The 25005-nt window shown below is 68.0% G+C and carries 20 protein-coding genes; 7 read left to right on the top strand and 13 right to left on the bottom strand.

The annotated features are described in order from the left end of the window. Window positions 1–199 precede the first annotated feature (199 nt). Window positions 200–1168 carry a heme A synthase gene (locus ARTHRO9V_RS08375; RefSeq protein ID WP_236556969.1) on the top strand — a complete coding sequence of 323 codons (969 nt, stop codon included), beginning with the start codon at window positions 200–202 and terminating at the stop codon, window positions 1166–1168. Between the two features lie 17 nt (window positions 1169–1185). On the opposite strand, the gene ARTHRO9V_RS08370 is transcribed toward ARTHRO9V_RS08375, so the two are convergent. Next, window positions 1186–1620, bottom strand: coding sequence for a GNAT family N-acetyltransferase (locus tag ARTHRO9V_RS08370; RefSeq protein WP_159826596.1), 435 nt, complete (start codon window positions 1618–1620; stop codon window positions 1186–1188). 4 nt (window positions 1621–1624) lie between these two features. Further along, a complete protein-coding gene (locus tag ARTHRO9V_RS08365; protein ID WP_123570072.1) occupies window positions 1625–2548 on the bottom strand; it encodes a heme o synthase in 924 nt (307 codons plus the stop codon). 281 nt (window positions 2549–2829) lie between these two features. Here ARTHRO9V_RS08365 and tkt point away from each other — a divergent pair, with 281 nt between their 5' ends. The 6 genes from tkt to pgl all read left to right on the top strand — a co-directional run bounded on the left by tkt (window position 2830) and on the right by pgl (window position 11056). Beyond that, window positions 2830–4923: a transketolase gene (tkt, locus tag ARTHRO9V_RS08360; protein ID WP_043595005.1), complete on the top strand. Its 2094-nt coding sequence runs from the start codon at window positions 2830–2832 to the stop codon at window positions 4921–4923. A 28-nt stretch (window positions 4924–4951) separates the two neighbouring features. Beyond that, a complete protein-coding gene (gene tal, locus ARTHRO9V_RS08355) occupies window positions 4952–6079 on the top strand; it encodes a transaldolase (protein ID WP_056045222.1) in 1128 nt (375 codons plus the stop codon). Further along, a complete protein-coding gene (locus ARTHRO9V_RS08350; RefSeq protein ID WP_159826594.1) occupies window positions 6076–7671 on the top strand; it encodes a glucose-6-phosphate isomerase in 1596 nt (531 codons plus the stop codon). Before tal ends, ARTHRO9V_RS08350 begins: the two co-directional genes overlap by 4 nt. Before the next feature lie 113 nt (window positions 7672–7784). Further along, a complete protein-coding gene (zwf, locus tag ARTHRO9V_RS08345; protein WP_123570074.1) occupies window positions 7785–9320 on the top strand; it encodes a glucose-6-phosphate dehydrogenase in 1536 nt (511 codons plus the stop codon). Then, entirely contained in the window at window positions 9317–10270 is a 954-nt protein-coding gene (locus ARTHRO9V_RS08340) for a glucose-6-phosphate dehydrogenase assembly protein OpcA (RefSeq protein WP_159826592.1), read from the top strand. Before zwf ends, ARTHRO9V_RS08340 begins: the two co-directional genes overlap by 4 nt. Window positions 10271–10285: 15 nt before the next feature. Then, window positions 10286–11056, top strand: a complete 771-nt coding sequence (pgl, locus tag ARTHRO9V_RS08335; RefSeq protein ID WP_056045234.1) for a 6-phosphogluconolactonase — start codon at window positions 10286–10288, stop codon at window positions 11054–11056. A gap of 111 nt (window positions 11057–11167) precedes the next feature. On the opposite strand, the gene ARTHRO9V_RS08330 is transcribed toward pgl, so the two are convergent. From ARTHRO9V_RS08330 to uvrB, 11 genes are all read right to left on the bottom strand, one after another. Further along, a complete protein-coding gene (locus tag ARTHRO9V_RS08330; protein WP_043595011.1) occupies window positions 11168–11524 on the bottom strand; it encodes an RNA polymerase-binding protein RbpA in 357 nt (118 codons plus the stop codon). Next, on the bottom strand, window positions 11524–11775 hold the full coding sequence (gene secG / locus ARTHRO9V_RS08325) for a preprotein translocase subunit SecG (RefSeq protein ID WP_043595012.1): 252 nt from the start codon (window positions 11773–11775) through the stop codon (window positions 11524–11526). The genes ARTHRO9V_RS08330 and secG overlap by 1 nt, the downstream gene beginning before the upstream one ends. Before the next feature lie 106 nt (window positions 11776–11881). Continuing rightward, window positions 11882–12670: a triose-phosphate isomerase gene (gene tpiA, locus ARTHRO9V_RS08320; RefSeq protein ID WP_159826590.1), complete on the bottom strand. Its 789-nt coding sequence runs from the start codon at window positions 12668–12670 to the stop codon at window positions 11882–11884. Next, entirely contained in the window at window positions 12664–13875 is a 1212-nt protein-coding gene (pgk, locus tag ARTHRO9V_RS08315; RefSeq protein WP_159826588.1) for a phosphoglycerate kinase, read from the bottom strand. Before pgk ends, tpiA begins: the two co-directional genes overlap by 7 nt. 63 nt (window positions 13876–13938) lie before the next feature. Then, the gene (gap, locus tag ARTHRO9V_RS08310; RefSeq protein ID WP_043595015.1) at window positions 13939–14943 is read right to left on the bottom strand and encodes a type I glyceraldehyde-3-phosphate dehydrogenase; all 1005 of its coding nucleotides are present in this window, start codon (window positions 14941–14943) and stop codon (window positions 13939–13941) included. Between the two features lie 170 nt (window positions 14944–15113). Further along, on the bottom strand, window positions 15114–16094 hold the full coding sequence (gene whiA / locus ARTHRO9V_RS08305; RefSeq protein ID WP_159826586.1) for a DNA-binding protein WhiA: 981 nt from the start codon (window positions 16092–16094) through the stop codon (window positions 15114–15116). Between the two features lie 68 nt (window positions 16095–16162). After that, window positions 16163–17044, bottom strand: a complete 882-nt coding sequence (rapZ, locus tag ARTHRO9V_RS08300; protein ID WP_056045245.1) for an RNase adapter RapZ — start codon at window positions 17042–17044, stop codon at window positions 16163–16165. A gap of 40 nt (window positions 17045–17084) precedes the next feature. After that, window positions 17085–19007 (bottom strand): excinuclease ABC subunit UvrC, encoded by a 1923-nt coding sequence (gene uvrC / locus ARTHRO9V_RS08295; RefSeq protein WP_159826584.1) that lies wholly within the window; start codon window positions 19005–19007, stop codon window positions 17085–17087. Beyond that, window positions 19004–21955 (bottom strand): excinuclease ABC subunit UvrA, encoded by a 2952-nt coding sequence (gene uvrA / locus ARTHRO9V_RS08290; RefSeq protein WP_123570081.1) that lies wholly within the window; start codon window positions 21953–21955, stop codon window positions 19004–19006. The genes uvrC and uvrA overlap by 4 nt, the downstream gene beginning before the upstream one ends. 70 nt (window positions 21956–22025) lie before the next feature. After that, a complete protein-coding gene (locus ARTHRO9V_RS08285; RefSeq protein WP_056045248.1) occupies window positions 22026–22940 on the bottom strand; it encodes an SDR family NAD(P)-dependent oxidoreductase in 915 nt (304 codons plus the stop codon). Then, window positions 22930–24996 carry an excinuclease ABC subunit UvrB gene (uvrB, locus tag ARTHRO9V_RS08280; RefSeq protein ID WP_043592809.1) on the bottom strand — a complete coding sequence of 689 codons (2067 nt, stop codon included), beginning with the start codon at window positions 24994–24996 and terminating at the stop codon, window positions 22930–22932. The genes ARTHRO9V_RS08285 and uvrB overlap by 11 nt, the downstream gene beginning before the upstream one ends. Window positions 24997–25005 lie beyond the last annotated feature (9 nt).

Below are 25005 nucleotides of genomic sequence, written 5' to 3'. Positions count from 1 at the left end.
GCTGCCGCCGCTCCGTCCGCCGACGTTCGACATGATCGAGACGTCAGGTGGCGTTGCTTAGACTGTTGATGAAGGCCGTGTCCCGCTTCTGCGGATCTCACGTCCTTCGGATGTCTCCGTCGACACCCTGCCGGGTCGTGTTCCTGAACCCGTTGATTCTACAGGGCCGACCGCCGAAAGTGACGAAAGGCAGCAAGTCGTGAGCAACGCACAGGTGGGCGCCACCGGAGTCCTGACCCGAGCCTGGTCGTGGCTCCCCACGACCGTCGATCGCCGGGTCCGTTTCGTCGCGTGGGCGTCGTTCGTCTGCCAGGTGCTGCTGATCGGCACGGGAGGTGCCGTGCGGCTCACGGGATCAGGGCTCGGCTGCCCCACCTGGCCACGCTGCACCGCCGACTCCTTCGTCAGCACGCCCGAGATGGGCATCCACGGGGTCATCGAGTTCGGCAACCGCCTCCTGACCTTCGTGCTCACGCTCGTCGTCATCCTCGCCTTCCTCTTCGTGCTGCGGATGCGGAAGGTCCGCCGCGACTTCTTCTGGCTCACCCTCGTCCAGGGCCTGAGCATCCCCTTCCAGGCCGTGCTCGGGGGGATCACCGTCCTCACCGGTCTGAACCCGTACATCGTCGGGGCACACTTCGTCGTCTCGATCGCCCTCGTCGCCCTCACCACCACCCTGCTCTGGCGCGTGTACCGCGGGCCCCGTGGGCACCACGCCGCCACTCCGCGTGGTTATGCGCGACTCGTCCACGTGACGGCCGCCGTGGTCGGCGTGACCGTGATCGTCGGCGTCCTGACGACCGGCTCCGGCCCCCACGCCGGCGATGCGGCGACCCCCCGCAACGGCCTCGACCCGGCGGTCATGGACCACGTCCACAGCTGGCCGGCCTACGCGACCCTCGCTCTCACCCTGGCGGTCCTCGCCTGGTCCGTCCAGGCGGGCCTCCCCCGTCGGTTCCCCGTGGCGCTGCTGGGCGTCGAACTCGTCCAGATCGCCGTCGGCATCACCCAGGCGCGCTCCGGACTGCCGCCCCTGCTCGTGGGGAGTCACATGGTCCTGGCCGCGCTGCTGGTGGCCGCGACGACCGCCGTGGTGCTGTCGCTGCGCAACGACCAGGCTCCCGACGAGGTCGAGCCGATCGTCGAGGCGGCCGCCGCCCGCGTCTGACCCGGGCGACCGGGGGTCTAGCCCCGGCGCATGACGGTGTCGACGTCGTCCTGCTCGACGACGACGAAGCCCGTCCGCTCGTAGAGCGACACGGCTCGGCTTCCCGTGAGCACGTCGAGGGTGACCGACCCCGTGGTGACCGAGTCGATCGCCTGCGCGAGGAGGGTCGTCCCGATCCCGTGACCCCGCGCCTCCTCGACCAGGTAGAAGTGACGGAGCCAGGTCGTGTCGCCGTCCGGGTGGAGCGCGATGCAGCCGAGGAGGCGCTGGTCGCCTTCGACGACTCGTGTCTCGTCGGCCACGTACTCGCGGACGAATCGAGCCCGGTGGCGGGCCGGGTTCCAGATGCCGAGCCTCTCGAACTCGGGTCGCAGCACCACGAGCTTGAGAGCGGTCAGCTGTTCGAGGTCGTCCGGGCTCGCCGGACGGACGGTCCAGTCGGACGGCCTCACGGGATCAGAACGGCAGCAGGGGGTCGACCCCGACGGCGACGAACAGGAGCGTGAGGTACGTGATGGAGCTGTGGAAGACGCGCATCGGACGGACCTCGGCGACGTGCTGGATGGCCCGGCTGTAGAGCCGGTGCGACTCCCAGACGAACCAGGCCCCGCTCGCGAGTGCCACGACGGTGTAGAGCACGCCCATGCCTGCGACGGGGACGAGGATCAGCGAGCAGACCACGGTGGCCCAGGCGTAGAGGATCACCTGCAGGCCGACGATCGACCGGCCGCGCACCACGGCGAGCATGGGGACGTCGGCCGCGGCGTAGTCGTCGCGGTACTTCATCGACAGCGGCCAGTAGTGCGGCGGCGTCCAGAGGAAGATGACCATGAAGAGGATGACGGCCGACCAGGACAGGTCGTTCGTGACGGCGGCCCAGCCGATGAGCACCGGCATGCACCCGGCGATGCCGCCCCACACGATGTTCTGCGGCGTGCGGCGCTTCAGCCAGAGCGTGTACACGACGACGTAGAAGAGGATCGCCCCGAGCGACAGCGCCGCCGAGAGCAGGTTGACCGTCAGGCCGAGCCAGACGATCGACGCGACGCCGACCACGTACGAGAAGATCAGCGCCTCGCGGTCGCTGACCTCGCCGGTCACGAGCGGTCGGCCCTGGGTCCGCTTCATGATGCGGTCGATGTCGCGGTCGATGTAGCAGTTGAAGGCCGAGGCCGAGCCGGCGCTCAGCGCCCCACCGATCAGGGTCGCGGCGACGAGCCACAGGTTGGGGATGCCCCCCTGGGCCAGGAACATCGTCGGCGCCGTGGTGACGAGCAGGAGCTCCATCACGCGGGGCTTCGTGAGGGCGACGTACGCCCGAGCCTTGCGACGGAAGCCCCGGGGTGACGTGTCGGGGCGGATGTCAACGGCTGCGGTCATGAGTCCTCTAACGAGACGAACGGTTTGCCCAAGGAGTCTAGGCGATGAACGTCGACGCTGACGGCGAACCCTCGGCCGATGCGGACGGGCGAAGGGGGTTCGTCCCTATACTTACAGGTGCTTGCCAGTCGTACGCCCTCTCGGTCCCGAATCACCGGACGAACCGTCCCGATCTCCGCCCCGGCGTGTGTGCGACCCAGCCGACGACGTCTCGGCAGGCGCACGTCAGCGCGGGAGCGAATCGACCCCGCGCAGTTCGCATCAAGAAGGGTCAACTTCCAGTGGCAGATCTGCAATGGGAATCCATTGACAACAAAGCAGTAGACACGGTCCGCGTCCTCGCGGCCGACGCGGTCGAGAAGGTCGGCAACGGTCACCCCGGCACCGCGATGAGCCTGGCGCCCGCCGCGTACCTGCTCTTCCAGAAGGTCATGCGTCGTGACCCGAGCGACAGCACCTGGATCGGTCGCGACCGGTTCATCCTGTCCGTCGGCCACAGCTCGCTGACGCAGTACATCCAGTTCTACCTGGGCGGCTACGGTCTCGAGCTCGACGACCTCGAGGCCTTGCGCACCTGGGGCTCGAAGACCCCCGGCCACCCCGAGTACGGCCACACGGACGGCATCGAGATCACCACCGGTCCGCTGGGCCAGGGCTTCGCCAGCTCGGTGGGCTTCGCCTACGCCGCCCGTTTCGAGCGCGGCCTGTTCGACCCCGACGCCGCCCCCGGCACGAGCCCCTTCGACCACTTCGTGTACGTCATCGCCGGTGACGGCGACATGCAAGAGGGCGTCACGAGCGAGGCCGCGTCGCTGGCCGGGCACCAGAAGCTCGGCAACCTCGTCGCCATCTACGACTCGAACCAGATCTCGATCGAGGACGACACCAACATCGCCTTCACCGAGGACGTCCACAAGCGCTTCGAGTCCTACGACTGGGACGTCCAGGTCGTCGACTGGAAGAAGACCGGCGAGTACGTCGAGGACGTCGCCGAGCTGCACGACGCCATCGAGAAGGCCAAGGCCGTCACCGACAAGCCCTCCCTGATCATCCTCAAGACGATCATCGGCTGGCCCTCGCCCAAGAAGCAGAACTCCGGCAAGATTCACGGTTCGGCCCTCGGCGCCGACGAGGTCGCCGGCCTCAAGTCGGTCCTCGGGTTCGACCCCGAGAAGTCCTTCGACGTCGACCCCGCCGTCCTCGAGCACACCCGCAAGGCCGTCGAGCGCGGTCAGGCCCAGCACGCCGAGTGGGACGAGAAGCTCGCCGCCTGGGCGTCGGCCAACCCCGACAAGAAGGTCATGCTCGACCGCATCCTCGCGAACGAGCTGCCCGAGGGAGTCGAAGAAGCGCTCCCCGTCTTCGAGGCCGGCAAGGACGTCTCCACCCGCGCCGCCTCCGGCAAGGTCATCAACGCCCTCGCCGGCGTGGTCCCCGAGCTCTGGGGCGGGTCGGCCGACCTGGCCGAGTCGAACCTGACGACGATCACGGGCTCGAAGTCGTTCGTCCCCACCGAGTGGTCGACCGACGAGTGGAGCGGAGACCCCTACGGTCGCGTTCTGCACTTCGGCATCCGCGAGCACGCGATGGGCGCCATCCTCAACGGCATCACGCTGCACGGCAACACGCGCCCGTTCGGTGGCACGTTCCTGATCTTCAGCGACTACATGCGCCCGGCGGTCCGCCTCGCGGCACTGATGAAGTCCCCGGCGATCTACGTCTGGACCCACGACTCCGTGGCCCTGGGCGAGGACGGTCCGACGCACCAGCCGATCGAGCAGCTCGCGTCGCTCCGCGCGATCCCCGACCTCGACGTCGTGCGTCCCGCCGACGCCAACGAGACGGCCTGGGCCTGGGCGACGATCCTCGAGCGCCACCACGGCCCCGCCGGCATCGCGCTCAGCCGTCAGAACCTGCCCGTCTTCGAGCGCGGCACCGGTGACGCCGAGGGTGACACCTTCGCGTCGGCGAAGAACGTGGCGAAGGGCGCCTACGTCCTGGCCGAGGCACCGGGCGGAACGCCCGACGTGATCTTCGTCGCCACGGGTTCCGAGGTGCAGATCGCCGTCGAGGCCCGTGAGGTCCTGCGCGGCGAGGGCATCAACGCCCGCGTCGTCTCGGCACCGAGCATCGAGTGGTTCGACGAGCAGAGCGACGAGTACAAGGAGGCGGTCCTCCCGGCCGCCGTCAAGGCCCGCGTCTCGATCGAGGCCGGTGTGGCCATGCCGTGGCGCGGCATCGTCGGTGACGCCGGTCGCAGCGTGTCGATCGAGCACTTCGGTGCTTCGGCCGACTACAAGACGCTGTTCAAGCAGTTCGGCATGACGACCGAAGCCGCCGTCGCCGCCGCCAAGGACTCGATCGCCGCTCTCTGAGCGACGACGAAGGAAAGAGAAGAACACCATGACCGATTCCAACACCGCACAGCTGTCCGCCGCAGGCGTCAGCATCTGGCTCGACGACCTCTCGCGTGAGCGCATCAACGCGGGCGGCCTCCAGAAGCTGATCGCCGAGCGCAACGTCGTCGGCGTCACCACCAACCCCACGATCTTCGCGTCGGCTCTCGCCAAGGGCGAGGCCTACGACGACCAGGTCGCCCTGCTCGCGAAGACCGGTGTCAGCGTCACGGACGCCGTCTTCGAGATCACGACCGACGACGTCACCCGCGCCTGCGACATCTTCCGCGAGCTCTACGACACGACGGACGGCTTCGACGGCCGCGTGTCGATCGAGGTCGAGCCCGGTCTCGCGCACGACGCGCAGGGCACCATCGACCAGGCGGTCAAGCTCGCCGCCAAGGTCGGTCGCCCCAACGCCCTGATCAAGATCCCCGCGACCGTCGAGGGCCTCGAGGCCATCACCGCCGTCATCGCCCAGGGCATCAGCGTCAACGTGACCTTGATCTTCAGCCTCGAGCGCTACCGCGCCGTCATCAACGCGTACCTCACGGGTCTCGAGCAGGCCAAGGCCGCCGGCATCGACATCACCGAGATCCACTCCGTCGCCTCGTTCTTCGTGTCGCGCGTCGACACCGAGATCGACAAGCGTCTCGACGCGGTCGGGACCGACGAGGCCAAGGCCCTGAAGGGCAAGGCCGGCGTGGCCAACGCCCAGCTCGCCTACGAGGTCTACCAGCAGGCCTTCGACACCGAGCGGGCCAAGGGCCTCCTGGCCGCCGGTGCCAACAAGCAGCGTCCCCTCTGGGCTTCCACCGGTGTCAAGGACCCCGCCGTCCTCGACACCACGTACGTGGTCGAGCTCGTCGCCCAGGACGTCGTCAACACGATGCCCGAGAAGACGCTCGAGGCGACCTTCGACCACGGTGACGTCCGTGGCGACACGATCAGCGCCTCCTACGCCTCGGCCAACGAGACCATGGACGCGATCGCGGCGCAGGGCGTCTCGTACGACGACGTGACCGAGGCCCTCGAGAAAGAGGGCGTCGAGAAGTTCGTCGTCTCGTGGAACGAACTGCTCGACACGGTCACCGCTGCCCTCGAGGCCGCCAAGCCCGCCGGGGAGTCCAAGTGACCATCACCATCGCTGCCAGCGGCGACGCCGCACAGGCGGTCGAGACGGTCGTCCCGCAGCTCGTGAGTGACCTCGTCGCCTCGGGCATCACGGCTCAGAACCCCACCCTGTGGGGCCCTGACGCCGAGGACGAGTCCGCCAAGCGTCTCGGCTGGACCGAGGCCGTCGTGGTCTCGACTCCGCTGCTCGACGAGATCGACTCGCTCCGGGACGAGCTCGCCGCCAAGGGTGTCGACCACGTCGTCCTCGCGGGCATGGGTGGATCGTCGCTCGCGCCCGAGGTCATCACCCGCACCTACGGCGTCGAGCTCACCGTGCTCGACGCCACGGAGCCCGGTCAGGTCCTCACGGCCCTCGCCGACCGTCTCGAGCGCACCGTGCTCGTGGTCTCGTCGAAGTCGGGTTCCACCGTCGAGACCGCCAGCCAGCGCAAGACCTTCGAGAAGGCGTTCACCGACGCCGGCATCGACCCCGTCGAGCGCATCGTCGTGGTCACCGATCCCGGATCGCCCCTCGACGGGCAGGCCCGTGAGGCCGGTTACCGCGTCTTCAACGCCGACCCCAACATCGGCGGGCGCTACTCGGCCCTGTCGGCGTTCGGCCTCGTGCCGTCCGGCCTGGCCGGCGCCGACATCCGCGAGCTGCTCGCCGAGGCCGACGCCGTCACGGTCGAGCTGGCCCAGGACCGCGCCGACAACCCGGGTCTCGTGTTGGGTGCCGTCCTGGCAGGCACCTCGCCCCTGCGCGACAAGATCGCCATCGTCGCCGACGGCACCCACATCGTGGGGTTCCCGGACTGGGCCGAACAGCTCATCGCCGAGTCGACCGGCAAGCAGGGTCGCGGCCTGCTCCCCGTCGTCATCGGCACCTCCGCCCCCGAGATCACGGCGGGGCTGCACGACGTGCAGGTCGTCCGTCTCGTGGCGAACGCCGACGAGACCCGTGAGGTCGCGCCCGGCGAGGTCGAGATCTCGGGTTCGCTCGGTGGCCAGATCATGGTCTGGGAGTACGCCGTCGCCGTGGCCGGGCGTCTGCTCGACATCAACCCGTTCGACCAGCCCGACGTCGAGTCGGCCAAGGTCGCGACGCGGGCATTGCTCGACGACCGTCCCGAGCCCACTCCCCCGGCCTTCACGGCCGAGGGTGTCGAGGTCCGCGAGGTCGGAGGAATCGAGCTGGGCGACTCTCTCGAGTCCGCCGTGGCCGCGCTCCTCTCGCACCTGAGCGACGACGGCTACGTCTCGATCCAGGCCTACGTCGACCGCGTGGCGAACCCGCAGCTCGAAGAGGTCCGCGACGTCCTCGCGATGCGCACGCAGCGTCCCGTCACCTTCGGATGGGGTCCGCGCTTCCTGCACTCGACGGGTCAGTACCACAAGGGTGGGCCGGCCAACGGTGTGTTCCTGCAGATCACGCAGGTCCCCGCGACCGACCTCGAGATCCCGGACAGCCCGTTCACGTTCGGGCAGCTCGTGCAGGCCCAGGCCGCCGGTGACGCCAAGGTCCTGGCCGAGCACGGCCGTCCCGTGCTCACGCTGACGGTGACCGACGTGGCGGCCGCGCTGCCGGTCATCACCGCCGCACTCCGCTGAGCCGAAAGGGCCGGCGTCCCCAGGGGCGCCGGCCCTTTCGCCTTGCCACCGGTGTTCCCGGCCGGCTCCGCCCGTCCCGACCGGAACACCTTCGAACCACAGAACGGAACATCATGTCACCGGTGCCGATCACGCCGGAGTCCAACCCGCTCCGGTTGCCCTCCGACCGACGTCTCAACCGCATCGCGGGGCCCAGCGGTCTCATCATCTTCGGTGTGACGGGTGATCTCTCCCGCAAGAAGCTCATGCCTGCCGTGTACGACCTGGCCAACCGTGGTCTGTTGCCCCCCGGGTTCGCGCTCGTCGGCTTCGCCCGTCGTGAATTCGAGGGCCAGGACTTCGAACAGGTCGTGTACCAGGCCGTCAAGGAGCACGCTCGCACGCCGTTCGACGAAGACGTCTGGCGTCAACTCAAAGAAGGCTTCCGTTTCGTCCAGGGGGTCTTCGACGACGCCGACGCGTTCGCTCGGCTCAAGGACACCATCGAAGAGCTCGACCGTGAGCGCGGGACGATGGGCAACCACGCCTTCTACCTCTCGATCCCGCCCAAGGCGTTCCCCATGGTCACCGAGCAGCTGCGCAACTCGGGCCTCGCCGAGGAGAAGGACGGTGCGTGGAGACGCGTCGTCATCGAGAAGCCCTTCGGCAGCGACCTCACGACGGCCCGCGAGCTCAACGCCGTCGTCGAGACCGTCTTCGAGCCCGACAGCGTGTTCCGAATCGACCACTACCTCGGCAAAGAGACGGTGCAGAACCTCCTCACGCTGCGGTTCGCCAACCAGATGTACGAACCCCTCTGGAACTCCAACTACGTCGACCACGTGCAGATCACCATGGCCGAGGACATCGGCGTCGGCGGCCGCGCCGGTTACTACGACGGCATCGGCGCCGCTCGTGACGTCATCCAGAACCACCTCCTCCAGCTCCTCGCCCTGACGGCGATGGAAGAGCCGGTCACCTTCGCCGCCCGTGACCTCCGGGCCGAGAAGGAGAAGATCCTCTCGGCCGTCCGCCTCCCCGCCGACCTCGCCGCGGGAACCGCGCGGGGTCAGTACGCCGGGGGGTGGCAGGGCGGAGAGAAGGTGCTCGGCTTCCTGGACGAAGAAGGCATGAATCCCGAGAGCACGACCGAGACGTTCGCCGCCATCAAGCTCGAGATCGCGACCCGGCGGTGGGCGGGAGTCCCCTTCTACCTCCGGGCCGGAAAGCGTCTCGGCCGTCGCGTGACCGAGATCGCCGTCGTCTTCAAGCAGGTGCCCGAGAACATCTTCGGCACGCAGACGTCGCTGGGGCAGAACGCCCTCGTGATCCGGGTCCAGCCCGACGAGGGAGTGACCCTGCGCTTCGGGTCCAAGGTGCCCGGGATCGGCACGCAGGTCCGTGACGTCACGATGGACTTCGGATACGGGCACGCCTTCACCGAGGCGAGCCCGGAGGCCTACGAGCGCCTCATCCTCGACGTCCTCCTGGGCGACCCGCCCCTGTTCCCCCGGCACGAGGAGGTCGAGCTCTCCTGGAAGATCCTCGACCCGATCGAGGAGTTCTGGGCGACTCAGGGTCAGCCCGAACAGTACCGACCCGGCACGTGGGGACCCGCCTCTGCCGACGAACTCATGGCCCGTGACGGCCGTACCTGGAGGCGTCCGTGATCGTCGACCTGCCCGACAGCACCATCAGCCGCGTCCAGAAGACGCTGGTCAAGATCAGGGAAGAAGGAGGCGCGGTCGCGCTGGGCCGAGTCCTCACCCTGATCATCTCCACCCGTCTCGGTGACGAGGAGGAAGCCATCGAGGCCGCGAACGACGCCTCGCGAGAGCACCCCATGAGGGTCATCGTCGTCTCCACGTCGACCGACCTCGATCTCGACGAGGTCGACGGGCGACTGGACGCGCAGATCCGGGTCGGCGGCGACGCCGGTGCCAGCGAGGTCATCCTGCTCCGGGCCTACGGAGAGACCGCGAGCGACGAGGAGGGGCTCGTGACCGGGCTCCTGCTGCCCGACGCTCCCGTCGTCGCCTGGTGGCCGAAGACCGCTCCCGCCGTCGTCTCCGAGTCTCCCCTGGGGCGCATCGCGCAACGGCGGATCACGGACGCGGCGAGCCAGTCCAATCCACGCCAGTCGATCATCGACCTCGCCCGGAGCTACGCTCCCGGCGACACCGACTTCGCCTGGACCCGGCTCACCCTCTGGCGGGCGCAACTGGCTGCCGTGCTCGACCAGCCGCCTTACGAATCCGTCACCGAGGTCGCTGTCTCCGGCGCACCCGATTCTCCGTCGACGTTGCTCCTGGCCGCCTGGTTGCGTCTGCAGCTCCAGGTACCCGTCGACGGTGAGCTGACGACCCGGGCGACGGGATCGAGCGGCATCCACGGTGTCCAACTGGTCCGCGCCTCCGGGGCCATCGTCCTCGAACGCTCCCTGGACGACGTGGCGACGCTCACCCAACCGGGTCAACCCACGCACGACCTCGCGCTGCCACGCCGCTCGCTGCGCGACTGCCTGGCCGAGGAACTCCGTAGACTCGACCCCGACGACCTGTTCGGGAACGTCGTGAGACACGGGGTCGGCCAACTGAGCGAACCCGTCCAGAGCAACTAGAGCAGATAGAGAACCGTGACGAACGAACGCCGGGTGCTGGTCCACCCCGACAAAGAATCGCTGGGTGCCTCCGTGGCCGCCCGCTTCATCACCAAGATCATCGACGTGCTCGAAGAGCAGAACTACGCGTCGGTCGTCGTCAGCGGCGGCTCGGTGAGCACGCTCGTGCTGGCGGCCATCAACGCGTCGCCGGCTCGTGACAGCGTCGACTGGTCGAAGGTCTCGATCTGGTGGGCCGACGAGCGTTGGGTCCCCGCAGGGGACGCAGACCGAAACGACACCCAGGCCGGCATCGACCTGCTCGACCACATCGGGTTGCTGCCCGAGAACGTCCACCGATTCGGTGCGGTCGGCGACTTCGACGACGTCGAGGCGGCCGCCGACGCTTACCGGAACGAGTTGCTGCAGCACGCACAGGCCGACGACGCGGCCCCCCGCTTCGACATCACGCTCCTCGGCGTCGGTCCCGACGGTCACGTCGCCTCGTTGTTCCCCGACAAGGCACAGATCCGTCAGCTCGAGCCGACCGTGCTCACGATCGACGACTCCCCCAAGCCTCCGCCCGTACGCCTCACGTTGAGCCTGCCGGTCATCAACAACTCTCAGCGCGTCTGGATGATCCTCGCCGGAGCCGAGAAGGCTTCGTCGTTGGGGCTCGCCCTGGCGGGTGCCGGCGCGGACCAGGTGCCGGTGGCAGGGGTCAAGGGACGCAAGCGGACGGTCTTCTTCGTCGACCAGGACGCGGCGGCCGAGGTCCCCGAGAACCTGATCGCCTCCACCTACTGAGTCCCGCCGCGGGCGCCCCGACGCCGGCATGACGAAGGGCCCCGCAGCTCACGGCTGCGGGGCCCTTCGTCATGTCCGGAGTGGAGACACCGGGAGGCGCGATCGGCTGGGTCAGGCCTTGCCGCGTCGGACTCGCAGCTGCTGCAGAGCCTCTTCGAGCAACTGCTCGGCTTCTTCTTCGGTCCGTCGCTCTTTGACGTACGCGAGGTGCGTCTTGTACGGCTCGAGCTTCGCGACCGTCGGCGGGTTCGCCTTGTCGCGCCCTGCCGGCAATCCACTCGAGGGTGAGTCGACGGTCTCGGGGATCTCTTCGTCGGGCACGTTGGCCGCGAAGTGACGGACGACCTCGTTGCCGAGGGCATCCCAGTACGAGATGGTGATCCGCTCGGCGTGGAAGCCGCGATCTTGCTCACCCATGGGACCTGCGCCTACGCGCGAGCCGCGGATTGCGCTACCGCCAGAGGCCATCAGCTGACCGCCGCGAACTTGGTGATGAGGCCCAGGACCACGATGCAGGTGATCCAGACGAGACCCAGGAAGACCGTGATGCGGTTGAGGTTGCGCTCGGCGACGCCGGACGCCCCGAGGTTGCTCGTGACACCACCGCCGAACATGTCGGAGAGACCGCCACCACGGCCGCGGTGGAGCAGGATGAGGAGGGTCAACAGGAGGCTCGTGATGCCGAGCAACACCTGCAGGATGACCTGGAGAATTTCCACGTAGGACCTTTCGATGCGGTGAGACCGCTGAACAGTATAACCGCGAGAGGCCGTCGCCCCGGCAGGCCGAGTCGGAGGGGCGCCGACGGGCGACGCACCCGGCCCGTCAGACGCCGACGTGCGCCTGGAAGCGGACGATGTTGGCGAACTCGGACACGTCGAGGCTCGCCCCACCGACGAGGGCTCCGTCGACGTTGGGCTCTCGCATGAACGATGCGATGTTCGTGGACTTGACCGAGCCGCCGTAGAGGACGCGGGTGGTGGCCGCGGCGTCCGAACCGACGATCTCGACCAGGGCCGCCCGCAGGGCCGCGCAGACCTGCTCGGCCTGCTCGGCCGTGGCAGCCTGCCCGGAACCGATGGCCCAGACGGGCTCGTAAGCCACGACGATCTCGGCGGAGGTCGGCACCTGGGCGAGCGCCGCGCGGAGCTGGGCGACCGGCACCGCGCTGGGGCCGTGCTGCTCGAGATCGTCGGCCGTCTCACCGACGCAGACGACGGGGACGAGGCCCGAGCGGTGCGCGGCGGCGACCTTCGTCGCCACGACCTCGTCGTCCTCGGCGTGGAGCGTCCGACGCTCCGAGTGACCGACCAGGACGTAGCGCACGTCGAGCTTGGCGAGGAACTGCCCCGAGATCTCGCCCGTGTAGGCACCCGAGTCGTGAGCGGACAGGTCTTGGGCACCGAGAGCCAACTCGAGCTTGTCGGCGTCGAGCAGCGTCTGCACGCTTCGGAGGTCGGTGAACGGCGGGAACACCGCGGTCTCGACCGCGTCGAAGTCGTGCTTGGCGTCCTTGAGCGACCATGCGAGCTTCTGGACGAACGCGATCGCCTGCAGGTGATCGAGGTTCATCTTCCAGTTGCCGGCGATGAGGGGCGTGCGTGTGGTCACCATCCGAGGACCTCCAGTCCGGGGAGTCGTTTGCCCTCGAGGAACTCGAGGCTGGCTCCACCGCCGGTGGAGATGTGGCCGAACTGGTCGTCGGAGAACCCCAGGGCACGAACGGCCGCGGCCGAGTCGCCGCCGCCCACGACCCCGAGACCGGAGACCCGGGTCAACGCGTCGGCGACCTTCTGGGTGCCGTGTGCGAAGGCGGGGAACTCGAAGACTCCCATCGGACCGTTCCAGAAGACCGTGGACGACGTCTGGACGGTCTCCGCGAAGCGCGCGGCCGTCTCGGGGCCGATGTCCAGGCCCAGGGCCTCGGAGCCCAGAGCAGAGGATTCGATGCCGTCCGAGGCGACCACCGTGTGCTCGGCGTCGGCGCTGAAGGACGAGGCGACCACCACGTCGACGGGGAGCACGAGGTTGACGCCCCGGCGCGCGGCCTCGTCGACGTAGCCGCGGACCCGGTCGAGCTGGTCCTTCTCGAGCAGGCTCTTGCCGACGGGGAGTCCCTGGGCGGCGAGGAACGTGAAGAGCATCCCTCCACCGATGAGCAGGTTGTCGACCCGGGGAAGGAGGTGCTCGATGACGCCGAGCTTGTCGGAGACCTTCGAGCCGCCGAGGACGACGCTGTAGGGGCGCGTGGGCTTCTCGGTCAGCTTGTCGAGGACCTCGAGTTCGCGCGAGATGAGCGTCCCGGCCGCACTCGGGAGGAGCGCGGGCAATTCGTACACACTCGCCTGCTTGCGGTGCACGACCCCGAAGCCGTCGGAGACGAAGACATCACCGAGCTCGGCCAGGCGTGCGGCGAACTCCCGACGCTCGGACTCGTCCTTCGACGTCTCGGCAGCGTTGAAGCGGAGGTTCTCGAGGACGACGATCTGGCCGTCGGTGAGGTCGTCCACTGCTGCGGCGGTCTCGTCACCCACGGTGTGCGCGGCGAAGCCGACGCTCTTCCCGAGGAGTTCGCTGAGGCGTTGGGCGACCGGTCGGAGGCTGTACTCGGGCTTGGCCTCGCCGTCAGGGCGGCCGAGGTGCGAGATGACGACGACCCTGGCCCCCTGGTTGATCAGCAGGTCGAGGGTCTCGAGGGAGGCACGGATGCGTCCGTCGTCGGTGATCTCGCCGTCCTTCAGAGGGACGTTGAGGTCGCATCTGACGATGACGCGTCTGCCCGACAGGGGACCGAGGGAATCGAGGGTGCGCAGGCTCATGGGTTCGTTTCGGGTTCGGAGGACGGTGCCCCGGCCCGTGAGGGCCGGGGCACCGAGGTCGGACTAGAGGCGGTCGGCCACGTACTTCGTCAGGTCGACGAGACGGTTCGAGTAGCCCCACTCGTTGTCGTACCACGAGGTGATCTTGACGAGGTTGCCGATGACCTTGGTCAGGCCCGAGTCGTAGATCGACGAGTGCGGGTCGGTCGTGATGTCGGTCGACACCAGAGGGTCTTCGGAGTAGGCCAGGATGCCCTTGAGCTCACCCTCGGCGGCGGCCTTGTAGGCGGCGTTGATCTGCTCGACCGTCACCGGCGTGCTGGTCTCGAGGGTCACGTCGGTGATCGAGCCGGTGGGCACGGGCACGCGCAGGGCGTAACCGTCGAGCTTGCCGGCGAGCTCGGGGATCACGAGGCCGATGGCCTTGGCGGCGCCGGTCGACGTCGGGACGATGTTGAGCGCGGCGGCACGGGCACGGCGGGGGTCCTTGTGCGGACCGTCCTGCAGGTTCTGGTCGGCCGTGTACGCGTGGACCGTCGTCATGAGACCGCGTTCGACGCCGAAGTTGTCCAGGAACACCTTCATCAGGGGGGCCAGGCTGTTCGTCGTGCAGGACGCGTTCGAGATGATGTGGTGGTTGGCGGGGTCGTAGATGCCCTCGTTCACACCCAGCACGATGGTGGCGTCGTCACCGGTGGCCGGAGCCGAGATGAGGACCTTCTTCGCGCCGGCGGTGATGTGCTTGCGTGCGTCCTCGGCCTTCGTGAAGAAACCGGTCGACTCGACGACGATGTCGACGCCCAGCTCGCCCCAGGGCAGGTTGGCGGGGTCGCGCTCGGCCAGGACCTTGATCGGCTTGCCGTCGACGACGATCGAGTCGCCGTCCAGCTCGACGGTCGCGTCGAGACGTCCCGTGATCGAGTCGAACTTGAGGAGGTGCGCGAGGGCGGCGTTGTCGGTCAGGTCGTTGACGGCGACGATCTCGATGTCGGTTCCCTTGGCGAGCGCCGCGCGGAAGTAGTTACGGCCGATGCGACCGAAGCCGTTGATGCCGATCTTGACGGTCAATGAAACTCCTGATGATCAGGCGTCGTGGGGACGCGTGGAGGGTGTGGGCGACCAGGCCCGTGGCGACGCCCGAACTCTCGATGACCTCGGGTCGGACACCGCTTACGACAGTAGCAGCAGCCCTCCGGAATTCGTCCTCCGGTGACGTCGTGAAGACCCTCCGCCGCCCCTCAGTCGAGGTCGAGGTCGTGCGGCAGGTTGGCGTCCGTACCCGGCAACCCCAGGTCGCCGGCCTTCTTGTCGGCCATGGCGAGCAGGCGACGGATCCGACCCGCGACGGCGTCCTTGGTCATCGGGGGGTCGGCGTGGTGGCCGAGTTCGTCCAGGCTGGCGTCGCGATGGGCAAGTCGCAGCTCGCCCGCGTACTTGAGGTGCTCGGGGATGTCGTCGCCGAGCAGTTCCATCGCCCGGTCGACGCGGGCGCACGCGGCCACGGCGGCCTGGGCCGACCGTCGCAGGTTGGCGTCGTCGAAGTTGACGAGTCGGTTCGCCGTCGCGCGCACCTCGCGGCGCTGGCGCATCTCTTCCCAGTCGGTGACGCTCTTCTCGGCGCCCATCACCTTGAGCATGGTGCCGATGGCCTCGCCGTCGCGGATGATGACCCGGTGCACGCCGCGGACCTCTCGGGCCTTCGCCGCGACGCCCAGTCGGCCAGCGGCCCCGACGAGCGCCATGGCGGTCTCGTTGCCGGGGCACACGACCTCGAGCGAGGCGGACCGACCGGGATCGGTCAACGAGCCCTGCGCGAGGAACGCCCCTCGCCAGATGGCGGCGAGATCGTCGCGCGAGCCGGTCGTGAGCCGGTTCGGCAGGCCACGGACGGGTCGTCGGCGGGCGTCCATGAGCCCGGTCTGACGGGCCAGCGTCTCACCGGCCTCGTGGACCCGGACGAGGAACCCGGGGGTGCGGCGTGAGCCGGAAGGAGCCGTCATCGCGACGTCGCTCCTGGCTCCGTACAGCTCGGCCAGGTCCTTCCGGACCCGTCGGGCGATGAGCGCGGAATCGAGTTCCGCCTCGACGGCGATCCGACCGGAGATGAGGTGCAGTCCCCCGGCGAAACGGAGGACGGTGGCGAGCTCAGCGGCCCGGATCGTCGTCCTGCTCACCTCGACGCGGGCGAGTTCTTCTTTGACGTCGGCAGTCTGGGCCACTCCGGTTGTTCCTTTTCGTCAGGTCGAGGTGTCGTCGGTACACGGGCGTGCTGAAGCACCTCGGTGGGTCATTCTCGGCCGAGGTCGCGGTGTTTCACGCTGACGGCCACGCCGGGGAGTCCACGCAGACGCGCCGCCAGTTCACCCACGAGGGTGACCGATCGATGTTTGCCCCCGGTGCAGCCAATGGCGATCGTAGCGTGTCTCTTGTTCTCACGCTGATAGCCCGACAAGACGGGGACGAGCGAAGCGGCGAAGGCGTCGACGAACTCCCGGGCCCCGTCCTGCTGCATGACGTACGACGTGACCGGCTCGTCGAGCCCGGACTGCTGCCGGAGCGCGGGCACCCAGAACGGGTTGGGGAGGAACCTCGCGTCGCCCACCATGTCGGCGTCGGTGGGCAGGCCGTACTTGAACCCGAAACTGAGGACGGTCACCTGGACCCCGGCGCGGTCGGACTCGGCGAACTTCTCGGAGATCGTCGTGGCCAACTGGTGGATGTTGAGTTCCGACGTGTCGATGATCACGTCGCTCGTCTCGCGGAGCTCTTCCATGCGCGCACGCTCGGCGAGGATGCCGTCGAGCAAGGTGCCGTCACCCTGCAACGGGTGCGGTCGCCGGACCTGCTCGAAACGCCGGACCAGCGCCGCGTCGGTCGCGTCGAGGAACAGCACCCGCACCTTGCTGGGCATGCTCGCCCGCAAGGTGCGCACGGCCTCTTGGGCCTCACTGAAGAGGCGTCCCCCGCGGACGTCGACCACGGCAGCGATCTTGGGGAGCGAGTCCCCCGCACGTTCGGCCAGGTCGAGCAGCGGTCGCAACATCTGCGCCGGCAGGTTGTCGACCACGTACCAGTCGAGGTCCTCCAGGGCGTTGCCGACGGTCGACCGCCCGGCGCCGGACATCCCCGTCACGATCAGGACCTCTTGCTGTTCGCTGACGTCGCTCATGTCGGTGGTGTCCTCCGGGTCGGCGTGCGGTGCATCGAGTCTAGGCGGGGCTCGTGGGGGGCACGACGTCGGCGGCCGCCACGTCGTCGGCCGCCACGTCCTCGGCCCCGCGCAGCCGCTCGACGACTGCGGCGGCGAGCGTCGGGCCGATGCCGCGGATGGCCGAGATGTCCGCTGCCTCGGCATCCTTCAACCGCTTGACCGAGCCGAAGTGCTTCAGGAGCACGGCCACCCGGGAGGGCCCCAACCCCGGGATCTCCGCGAGCTGCGTCGAGATGTCGCGCTTGCGACGCTGTCGCTGGTGCGTGATCGCGAACCGGTGCGCTTCGTCGCGGATGCGTTGGATGAGGAACAGCGCGTCGCTGTTGCGAGGGAGGATGACCGGGAAGTCGTCGTCGGGCAACCAGATCTCCTCGAGCCGTTTCGCGATCCCGCAGAGCGCGATGTCCGTGACGCCGGCGTCGTCGAGTGCTCGTCGGGCCGCCGCCACCTGGGGTTGTCCGCCGTCGACGATGAGGAGGTTGGGGCGGTAGGCGAACCGTTTGCGTTGCTCACCCACCTCCTCGACGGGAGCGAGTTCGTCGTCGAGGCGAGAGAGACGGCGGCTGAGCGTCTGGTAGATCGACTCGGTGTCGTCGGTCGACCGGGGGATGTTGAAACGCCGGTACTGGTCCTTCCGCGGCAGGCCGTCCTCGAAGACCACCATCGAGGCGACGATGTTCGTGCCCGAGAGGTGGGACACGTCGTAGCACTCCATGCGCAAGGGCGCGTCGCTCATGCCGAGGGCCTCCTGGATGTCGGCCAGGGCGGTCGACCGGGTGGCGAAGTCGGCGCTGCGACGGGTCTTGTAGAGCATGAGCGACTGCTGCGCGTTGAGGGTCGCCGTCTGCATCAGGTTGGCCTTCTCGCCGCGCTGTGCCGTGTGGATCTGGACCCGTCCCCGACCGCGGACGGTGCTGAGCACGCTCTCGAGGGCGTCGTTGTCGTCCGGCGTCTCGGTCACGACGATCTCGCGGGGAAGCTCGGCGCCGGCGGTGTAGATGCCCTGCAGGACCTGCTCGACGAGGTCGCCGGTCGAGATGTCGATCTCTTTGTCGACGACCCAGCCGCGGGAGCCACGGATGCGACCGCCCCTCACCGTGAAGAGCTGGACGGCGGCCGCCAGCTCGTCCTCGGCGAGGGCGTAGAGGTCGAGATCGACGTTGTCGCGGAGGACGACCGCCGACTTGTCGAGCACGGCCTCGAGGGCCTGGACCTGGTCGCGGTACGTGGCCGCGTCCTCGAAGCGCTGCTCCATGGCGGCCGTCTTCATGGAGCGCTGCAGGTCGGCGATCACCCTCTTGTCGTAGCTGCCCATGAACTTGACGAACTCGTCGACGATCGCCCGGTGCTCGTCGATCGACACCTTGTGCGAACACGGCCCCCCACAACGACCGATCTGCCCCGGGAAGCAGGGCTTGCCCGTCTGCATGGCCTTCTTGTAGCTGCTGTCGGAACAGGTCCTGATCGGGAAGACCTTGATCATCAGGTCGATGGTGTCGTGGACGGCCCAGATCTTCGGGTACGGCCCGAAGTACTTGGCCCCCTTGATGCGCGGGTTGCGCGTGACCATCACCCGAGGTGCCTCGTCGGCCAGGGTGACGGCCATGAACGGATAGGTCTTGTCGTCGCGGAACTTGACGTTGAAGGGCGGGTCGAACTCTTTGATCCACGTGTACTCGAGCTGGAGGGCCTCGATGTCGCTGCCCACCACGGTCCATTCGACGGATCGAGCGGTGAGGACCATTCGTCGGGTGCGTTCGTGCAGCGACGGAAGCGGTGCGAAGTAGTTGCTCAGCCGGGCCCGGAGGTTCTTGGCCTTGCCGACGTACAGCACCCTCCCCCGCTCGTCACGCCAGCGGTAGACGCCGGGGTCGGTGGGGATCTCGCCCGCTTTCGGACGCCAGGAGACGGTGTTGCTCATCGTGCTTCGACGGCCTCCCGGCGTCGCGTCGACGTGGCCTTCTTCTTCTGCACCCGGGGCACGGTGTGACCCGACTCGAGGATCTCCTTCAGGAAGACGCCCGTGTGGCTCTCGGGCACGGTCGCGAGGTGCTCGGGGGTTCCGGTGGCGATGACGGTGCCGCCACCCGCACCTCCTTCCGGGCCCATGTCGATCAGCCAGTCGGCGGACTTGATGACGTCGAGGTTGTGTTCGATCGTGATGACGGTGTTGCCCTTCTCGACCAGACCGTTCAGCACGAGGAGGAGCTTGCGGACGTCCTCGAAGTGCAGGCCGGTCGTCGGTTCGTCGAGCACGTAGACGCTGCGCCCGTTGGAGCGCTTCTGCAGCTCGGTCGCGAGCTTGACGCGCTGGGCTTCGCCCCCGCTCAGCGTGGTGGCACTCTGGCCGAGTCGCACGTAGCCCAGGCCGACGTCGACCAGCGTCGACATGAACCGGGAGATCGCCGAGATGGGGGCGAAGAACTCGGCGGCCTCGCTGATCGGCATCTCGAGGACCTCGGAGATGTTCTTGCCCTTGTACCGCACCGCCAGGGTGTCGCGGTTGTACCGCGCACCACCGCACACCTCGCAGGCGACGTAGACGTCGGGAAGGAAGTTCATCTCGATCTTGATCGTGCCGTCACCTGCGCAGTTCTCGCAGCGGCCGCCCTTGACGTTGAAGCTGAACCGGCCAGGCAGGTAGCCGCGGGCCTTCGCGTCGGTCGTCTCGGCGAAGAGGGTGCGGATGCGATCGAAGACACCCGTGTAGGTCGCCGGGTTCGAGCGCGGGGTGCGACCGATCGGCGCCTGGTCGACGTGGACGACCTTGTCGAGGGCGTCGAGGCCCGTGACCCTCGTGTGCTTGCCGGGGATCTGACGGGCTCCGTTGAGCTGGTTGGCCAGGACCTTGTACAGGATGTCGTTGACGAGCGAGGATTTGCCCGAGCCGCTGACGCCCGTCACCGCGACGAAGGTGCCCAACGGGAAGTCGACGGTGACGTCGCGCAGGTTGTTGGCCTTGGCGCCCACGACCGAGATCATGCGCTTCTTGTCGACGGGGCGACGGCTGGTCGGGGTCTCGATGGAGCGCCGCCCGGCGAGGTAGTCGCCGGTGTACGAGTCGGTGTTGGCGACGAGGTCCTCGTAACTGCCCGAGTGAACGACCGTGCCGCCGTTGACGCCGGCACCCGGGCCGATGTCGACGACCCAGTCGGCCGTCTTGATGGTGTCTTCATCGTGTTCGACGACGATCAACGTGTTGCCGAGGTTCTTGAGTTTGACAAGCGTGTCGATGAGTCGGCGGTTGTCACGCTGGTGGAGGCCGATGCTCGGCTCGTCGAGGACGTAGAGGACTCCGGTGAGACCCGACCCGATCTGGGTCGCGAGGCGGATGCGCTGGGCTTCTCCACCGGAGAGGGACCCCGCGGCGCGGGCCAGGGAGAGGTACGTGAGACCCACTTCGAGCAGGAACTCGAGTCTGACGCGGATCTCACGCAGCACCTGGGCCGCGATGCGCGCCTCACGGGTCGTGAGGGTGAGGCTGTTCATGAACCCGAACGCGTCGGCGAGGCTGAGTTCGGACACGCTCGCGATGTCGTGCCCGTCGACCAGGACGGCGAGGACCTCGGGCTTGAGCCGCTTGCCCTTGCAGACGACGCACGGGATCTCGCGGAGGTAGGACGCGTAGCGCTGGCGCTGCGTGTCGGTCTCGGCCTCGGCGTACTTGCGCTCGATGTAGGGCATGACACCCTCGAAGCCCGTCGAGTAGGTCATCTCTCGGCCGAAGCGGTTGCGCCACTTCACGGTGACCTCGAAGTCGTTGCCCTGCAGGACGGCCTGTCGGACCTTCTCGGGCAGCTCGTGCCAGGGCGTCTTGAGGCTGAAGCCCAGATCACCGGCCAAGCCCTCGAGGAGCTTCTGGAAGTAGTTGTAGAGCCCCTTGCCGGATTGGGTCCAGGGCAGGATGACTCCGTCGGCGAGGCTGAGCTCGGGGTCGCCGAGCAGCAGGTCGGAGTCGACCGACATCTTCGTGCCGAGTCCGGAGCACTCGGGACAAGCGCCGAAGGGGGCGTTGAACGAGAACGTGCGGGGTTCGATCTCGGTGAGCTGGACCGGGTGGTTGTTCGGGCACGAGAGCTTCTCGGAGAACGTCCGGTACTTGCCGGCCGCGCCCTCGTCGGTGTCGACGAAGTCGATCGTGACCAGGCCGTCCGTCAGGCGCAGGGCGGTCTCGAGCGAGTCGGTCAGACGGGTCAGCGCCTGGTCGGAGGCGACGAGGCGATCGACCACGACCGAGATGTCGTGCTTGATCTGCTTCTTCAGCTTGGGCGGCGAACTGAGCTGGATCTGCTCACCGTCGACGATGGCCCGGGAGTACCCCGTGGACGCGAGCTCGGCGAACAGGTCGACGAACTCGCCCTTCTTCTGCGAGACCACGGGGCTCAGCACCTGGTACCGGATGCCCGACTCGAGGGTCATGAGCTGGTCGGCGATCTGCTGCACGCTCTGCTTGCTGATCTTCTCGCCGCAGACGGCGCAGTGCGGAACGCCGATGCGTGCCCAGAGGAGGCGCATGTAGTCGTAGATCTCGGTGATCGTGCCGACCGTGGACCGCGGGTTGCGGTTCGTGGACTTCTGGTCGATGGAGACGGCCGGGCTCAGGCCCTCGATGAAATCGACGTCGGGACGGTCGACCTGACCCAGGAACTGCCGCGCGTAGGCCGACAGGGACTCGACGTACCGACGTTGCCCCTCGGCGAAGATCGTGTCGAACGCCAGGGACGATTTGCCCGAGCCGGACAATCCGGTGAAGACGACCAACGAGTCACGTGGGATCTCGAGGTCGACGTTGTTCAGGTTGTGCACTCGGGCACCCCGGACGCTCAGCGTGGAGGAACCTTCTACAGGTGAGATGGACACTCTTACCATTCTGTCGATGTGGACGACACTCGTCGTCGTGGCGGGCGGGCCCGCGGGAGGTGCAGCCGGCGGCGCGGGGTCAGGGGGCCGGGGACGAGACGGTCGGATGGACGCCCGTCAGGCCGGCGGACACCTGCCACAGACGCGATGCCACCGACTCGTCACGGCTGTGACGTTTCGCGGGCACGCGGGCCGGAGCGCCGGTCAACTGGAACCATCCGGCCGGACCCCAGTATTCCCCGCCGTGGACGTCTTCGCCCACGAGGGCGTGGACGAGAGGCTCTGCTCCGACCTCCTTGCCCTGGGAGAAGACGTGCATCATCGAGGTGAGGACGGCGGGAGGGCGGCGGGGCTCGACGACGGGCGGGCGCGGGTCGCTGAGCGAGTCCCACGAGAACCCGGGGTGGGCGACGACGCTGGAGACCGAGGATCCGGCGGCCCGGAGGCGACGGTCGAGGTCGAAGCCGAAGGTCATGACCGCGAGCTTGGAACGTGCGTAGGCGACCGCGCCGGAGTAGCTCGAGACCATCATGGGATCGTCCAAGTCGAGTCGCACCCACCGATGGCTGATGCTTCCGAGGTGCACGACTCGAGCCCGCCCTGCCGACTCGAGGGCCGGCATGAGGTGCGAGACCAGGGCGAAGTGGCCGAGATGATTGGTGCCGAACTGGAGCTCGAACCCGTCGGTCGTCGTCTGACGCCGACGGGAGCCGACGACGCCGGCGTTGGCCAGGAGGCCGTCGACCGGTCCGCCGGCGGCGATGGCGGATGCACCCGTGCGGACCGACGCGAGGTCGGCCAGGTCGAGGGCGACCGTGTCGACGTCCGCCCCGGGCACGCGGCTGCGGAGGAGATCGGCGGCCCGCACGGCCCTCTCGGCGTCGCGGGCCGCGAGGACGACCTGGTGACCGGCCGCGACGAGCCGCTCGGCGGAGTAATAGCCGAGCCCTGCGGTCGCACCCGTGACGACGACGCGTCGACGATCACCGGGCATGACCGGCCGCCTCCATCTGTCGCAGATCTTTCTTCAGGTCGGCGACCTCGTCGCGGAGCCGACCGGCCAACTCGAACTTGAGCTCGGCCGAGGCCTGCAGCATCTGCTCGTTGAGGTCGGCGATGATCGCTTCGAGGCCGTTCGCGGCGCTGGCGGCCTTGCCCTCGCGGCGGAGGTTTGGCGTGGGGGCGCGCTTGCCACCCTGGCGATCCGCGAGGAGGCGTGCGGTGTCGGCACCTTCTCGGGCCAGGACCTCGGTGATGTCGGCGATCTTCTTGCGGAGCGGTTGGGGGTCGATGCCTCGCTCGAGGTTGTAGGCGACCTGCTTCTCTCGACGACGATCGGTCTCTTCGAGCGCCTGTTTCATCGAGTCGGTCATCACGTCGGCGTACATGTGGACCTGACCCGAGACGTTTCGTGCCGCACGGCCGATTGTCTGGATGAGTGACGTGGACGAACGGAGGAAGCCCTCTTTATCGGCGTCGAGGATCGCGACGAGCGACACCTCGGGGAGGTCGAGGCCCTCACGGAGCAAGTTGATGCCGACGAGCACGTCGTAGACGCCCTGCCGCAGTTCGGTGAGCAGTTCGACCCGCCGGAGCGTGTCGACGTCGGAGTGCAGGTAGCGGACTCGCACTCCGGCCTCGGTGAGGAAGTCGGTGAGTTCTTCGGCCATCTTCTTGGTCAGGGTGGTGACCAGGACACGTTCATCGATCTCGACCCGTGTGCGGATCTCTTCGAGCAGGTCGTCGATCTGGCCCGCGGACGGCTTGACCACGATCTCGGGATCGATGAGCCCGGTGGGTCGGATGATCTGCTCGACGACGCTGTCGGTGATGCCCAGCTCGTACTTGCCGGGCGTCGCCGAGAGGTAGACCTTCTGGCCGACCCGGTCGAGGAACTCCTCGAACTTGAGGGGTCTGTTGTCGAGGGCGCTGGGAAGCCGGAAGCCGTGGTCGACGAGGGTGCGCTTGCGCGAGGCGTCGCCTTCGTACATGGCGCCGATCTGGGGCACGGTGACGTGCGACTCGTCGATCACCACGAGCAGGTCGTCCGGGAAGTAGTCGAGCAGGCAGTGGGGTGCCTCGCCGGGCGACCGACCGTCGATGTGCGCGGAGTAGTTCTCGATGCCGTTGCAGAAGCCGATCTGTTCCATCATCTCGAGGTCGAAGGTCGTGCGCATGCGCAGGCGCTGGGACTCGAGGAGCTTTCCCTGCTTGTCGAGCTCGTCGAGGCGGGTGGCGAGTTCGTCCTTGATGGTGCCGATGGCGCGGTGCATGACATCTGTGCCCGCGACGTAGTGCGAACCGGGGAAGACCGAGACGGCGTCCATCGTCTTGACGACGTCGCCCGTCAGCGGATGGAGGGCGTACAGCGCCTCCACCTCGTCGCCGAACATCTCGATGCGGATGGCCAGTTCTTCGTACATCGGGATGATCTCGATCGTGTCTCCCCTCACGCGGAAGTTGCCACGGGAGAAGTCGATGTCGTTCCGCTGGTACTGCATCGAGACGAACCGCCGGATGAGCGTCTCGCGATCGATCCGCATGCCGACCTGGAGGGCGATCATGGCCTCCATGTAGCCCTCGGGGGTGCCGAGCCCGTAGATGCAGGAGACCGTCGAGACGACGATGACGTCGCGTCGGCTCAGCAGCGAGTTCGTCGTCGAGTGCCGCAACCGCTCGACCTCGGCGTTCACCGAGCTGTCCTTCTCGATGAAGGTGTCGGTCTGCGGGACGTAGGCCTCGGGCTGGTAGTAGTCGTAGTACGAGACGAAGTACTCGACGGCGTTGTTCGGGAAGAGCGATCGGAACTCGTTCGCCAACTGGGCCGCGAGCGTCTTGTTGTGGGCGAGCACGAGCGTGGGCCGTTGCACCTGCTCGACGAGCCAGGCGGTGGTCGCCGACTTGCCCGTTCCGGTGGCGCCGAGCAGGACGACGTCGGTCTCGCCGGCGTTGATGCGCCCCGCCAGTTCGGCGATGGCGGCCGGCTGGTCGCCACTGGGTTCGAATTCGCTGATGACTTCGAACGGGCGCACACTGCGGGTCGGTTCCATGGATTCCAG

Source organism: Frigoribacterium sp. 9N, assembly GCF_902506305.1.
In the GTDB taxonomy this organism is placed as follows: domain Bacteria; phylum Actinomycetota; class Actinomycetes; order Actinomycetales; family Microbacteriaceae; genus Frigoribacterium.
Note: the sequence above shows the minus strand (reverse complement) of the source record. Positions and strands in the feature narration are given on the sequence as shown.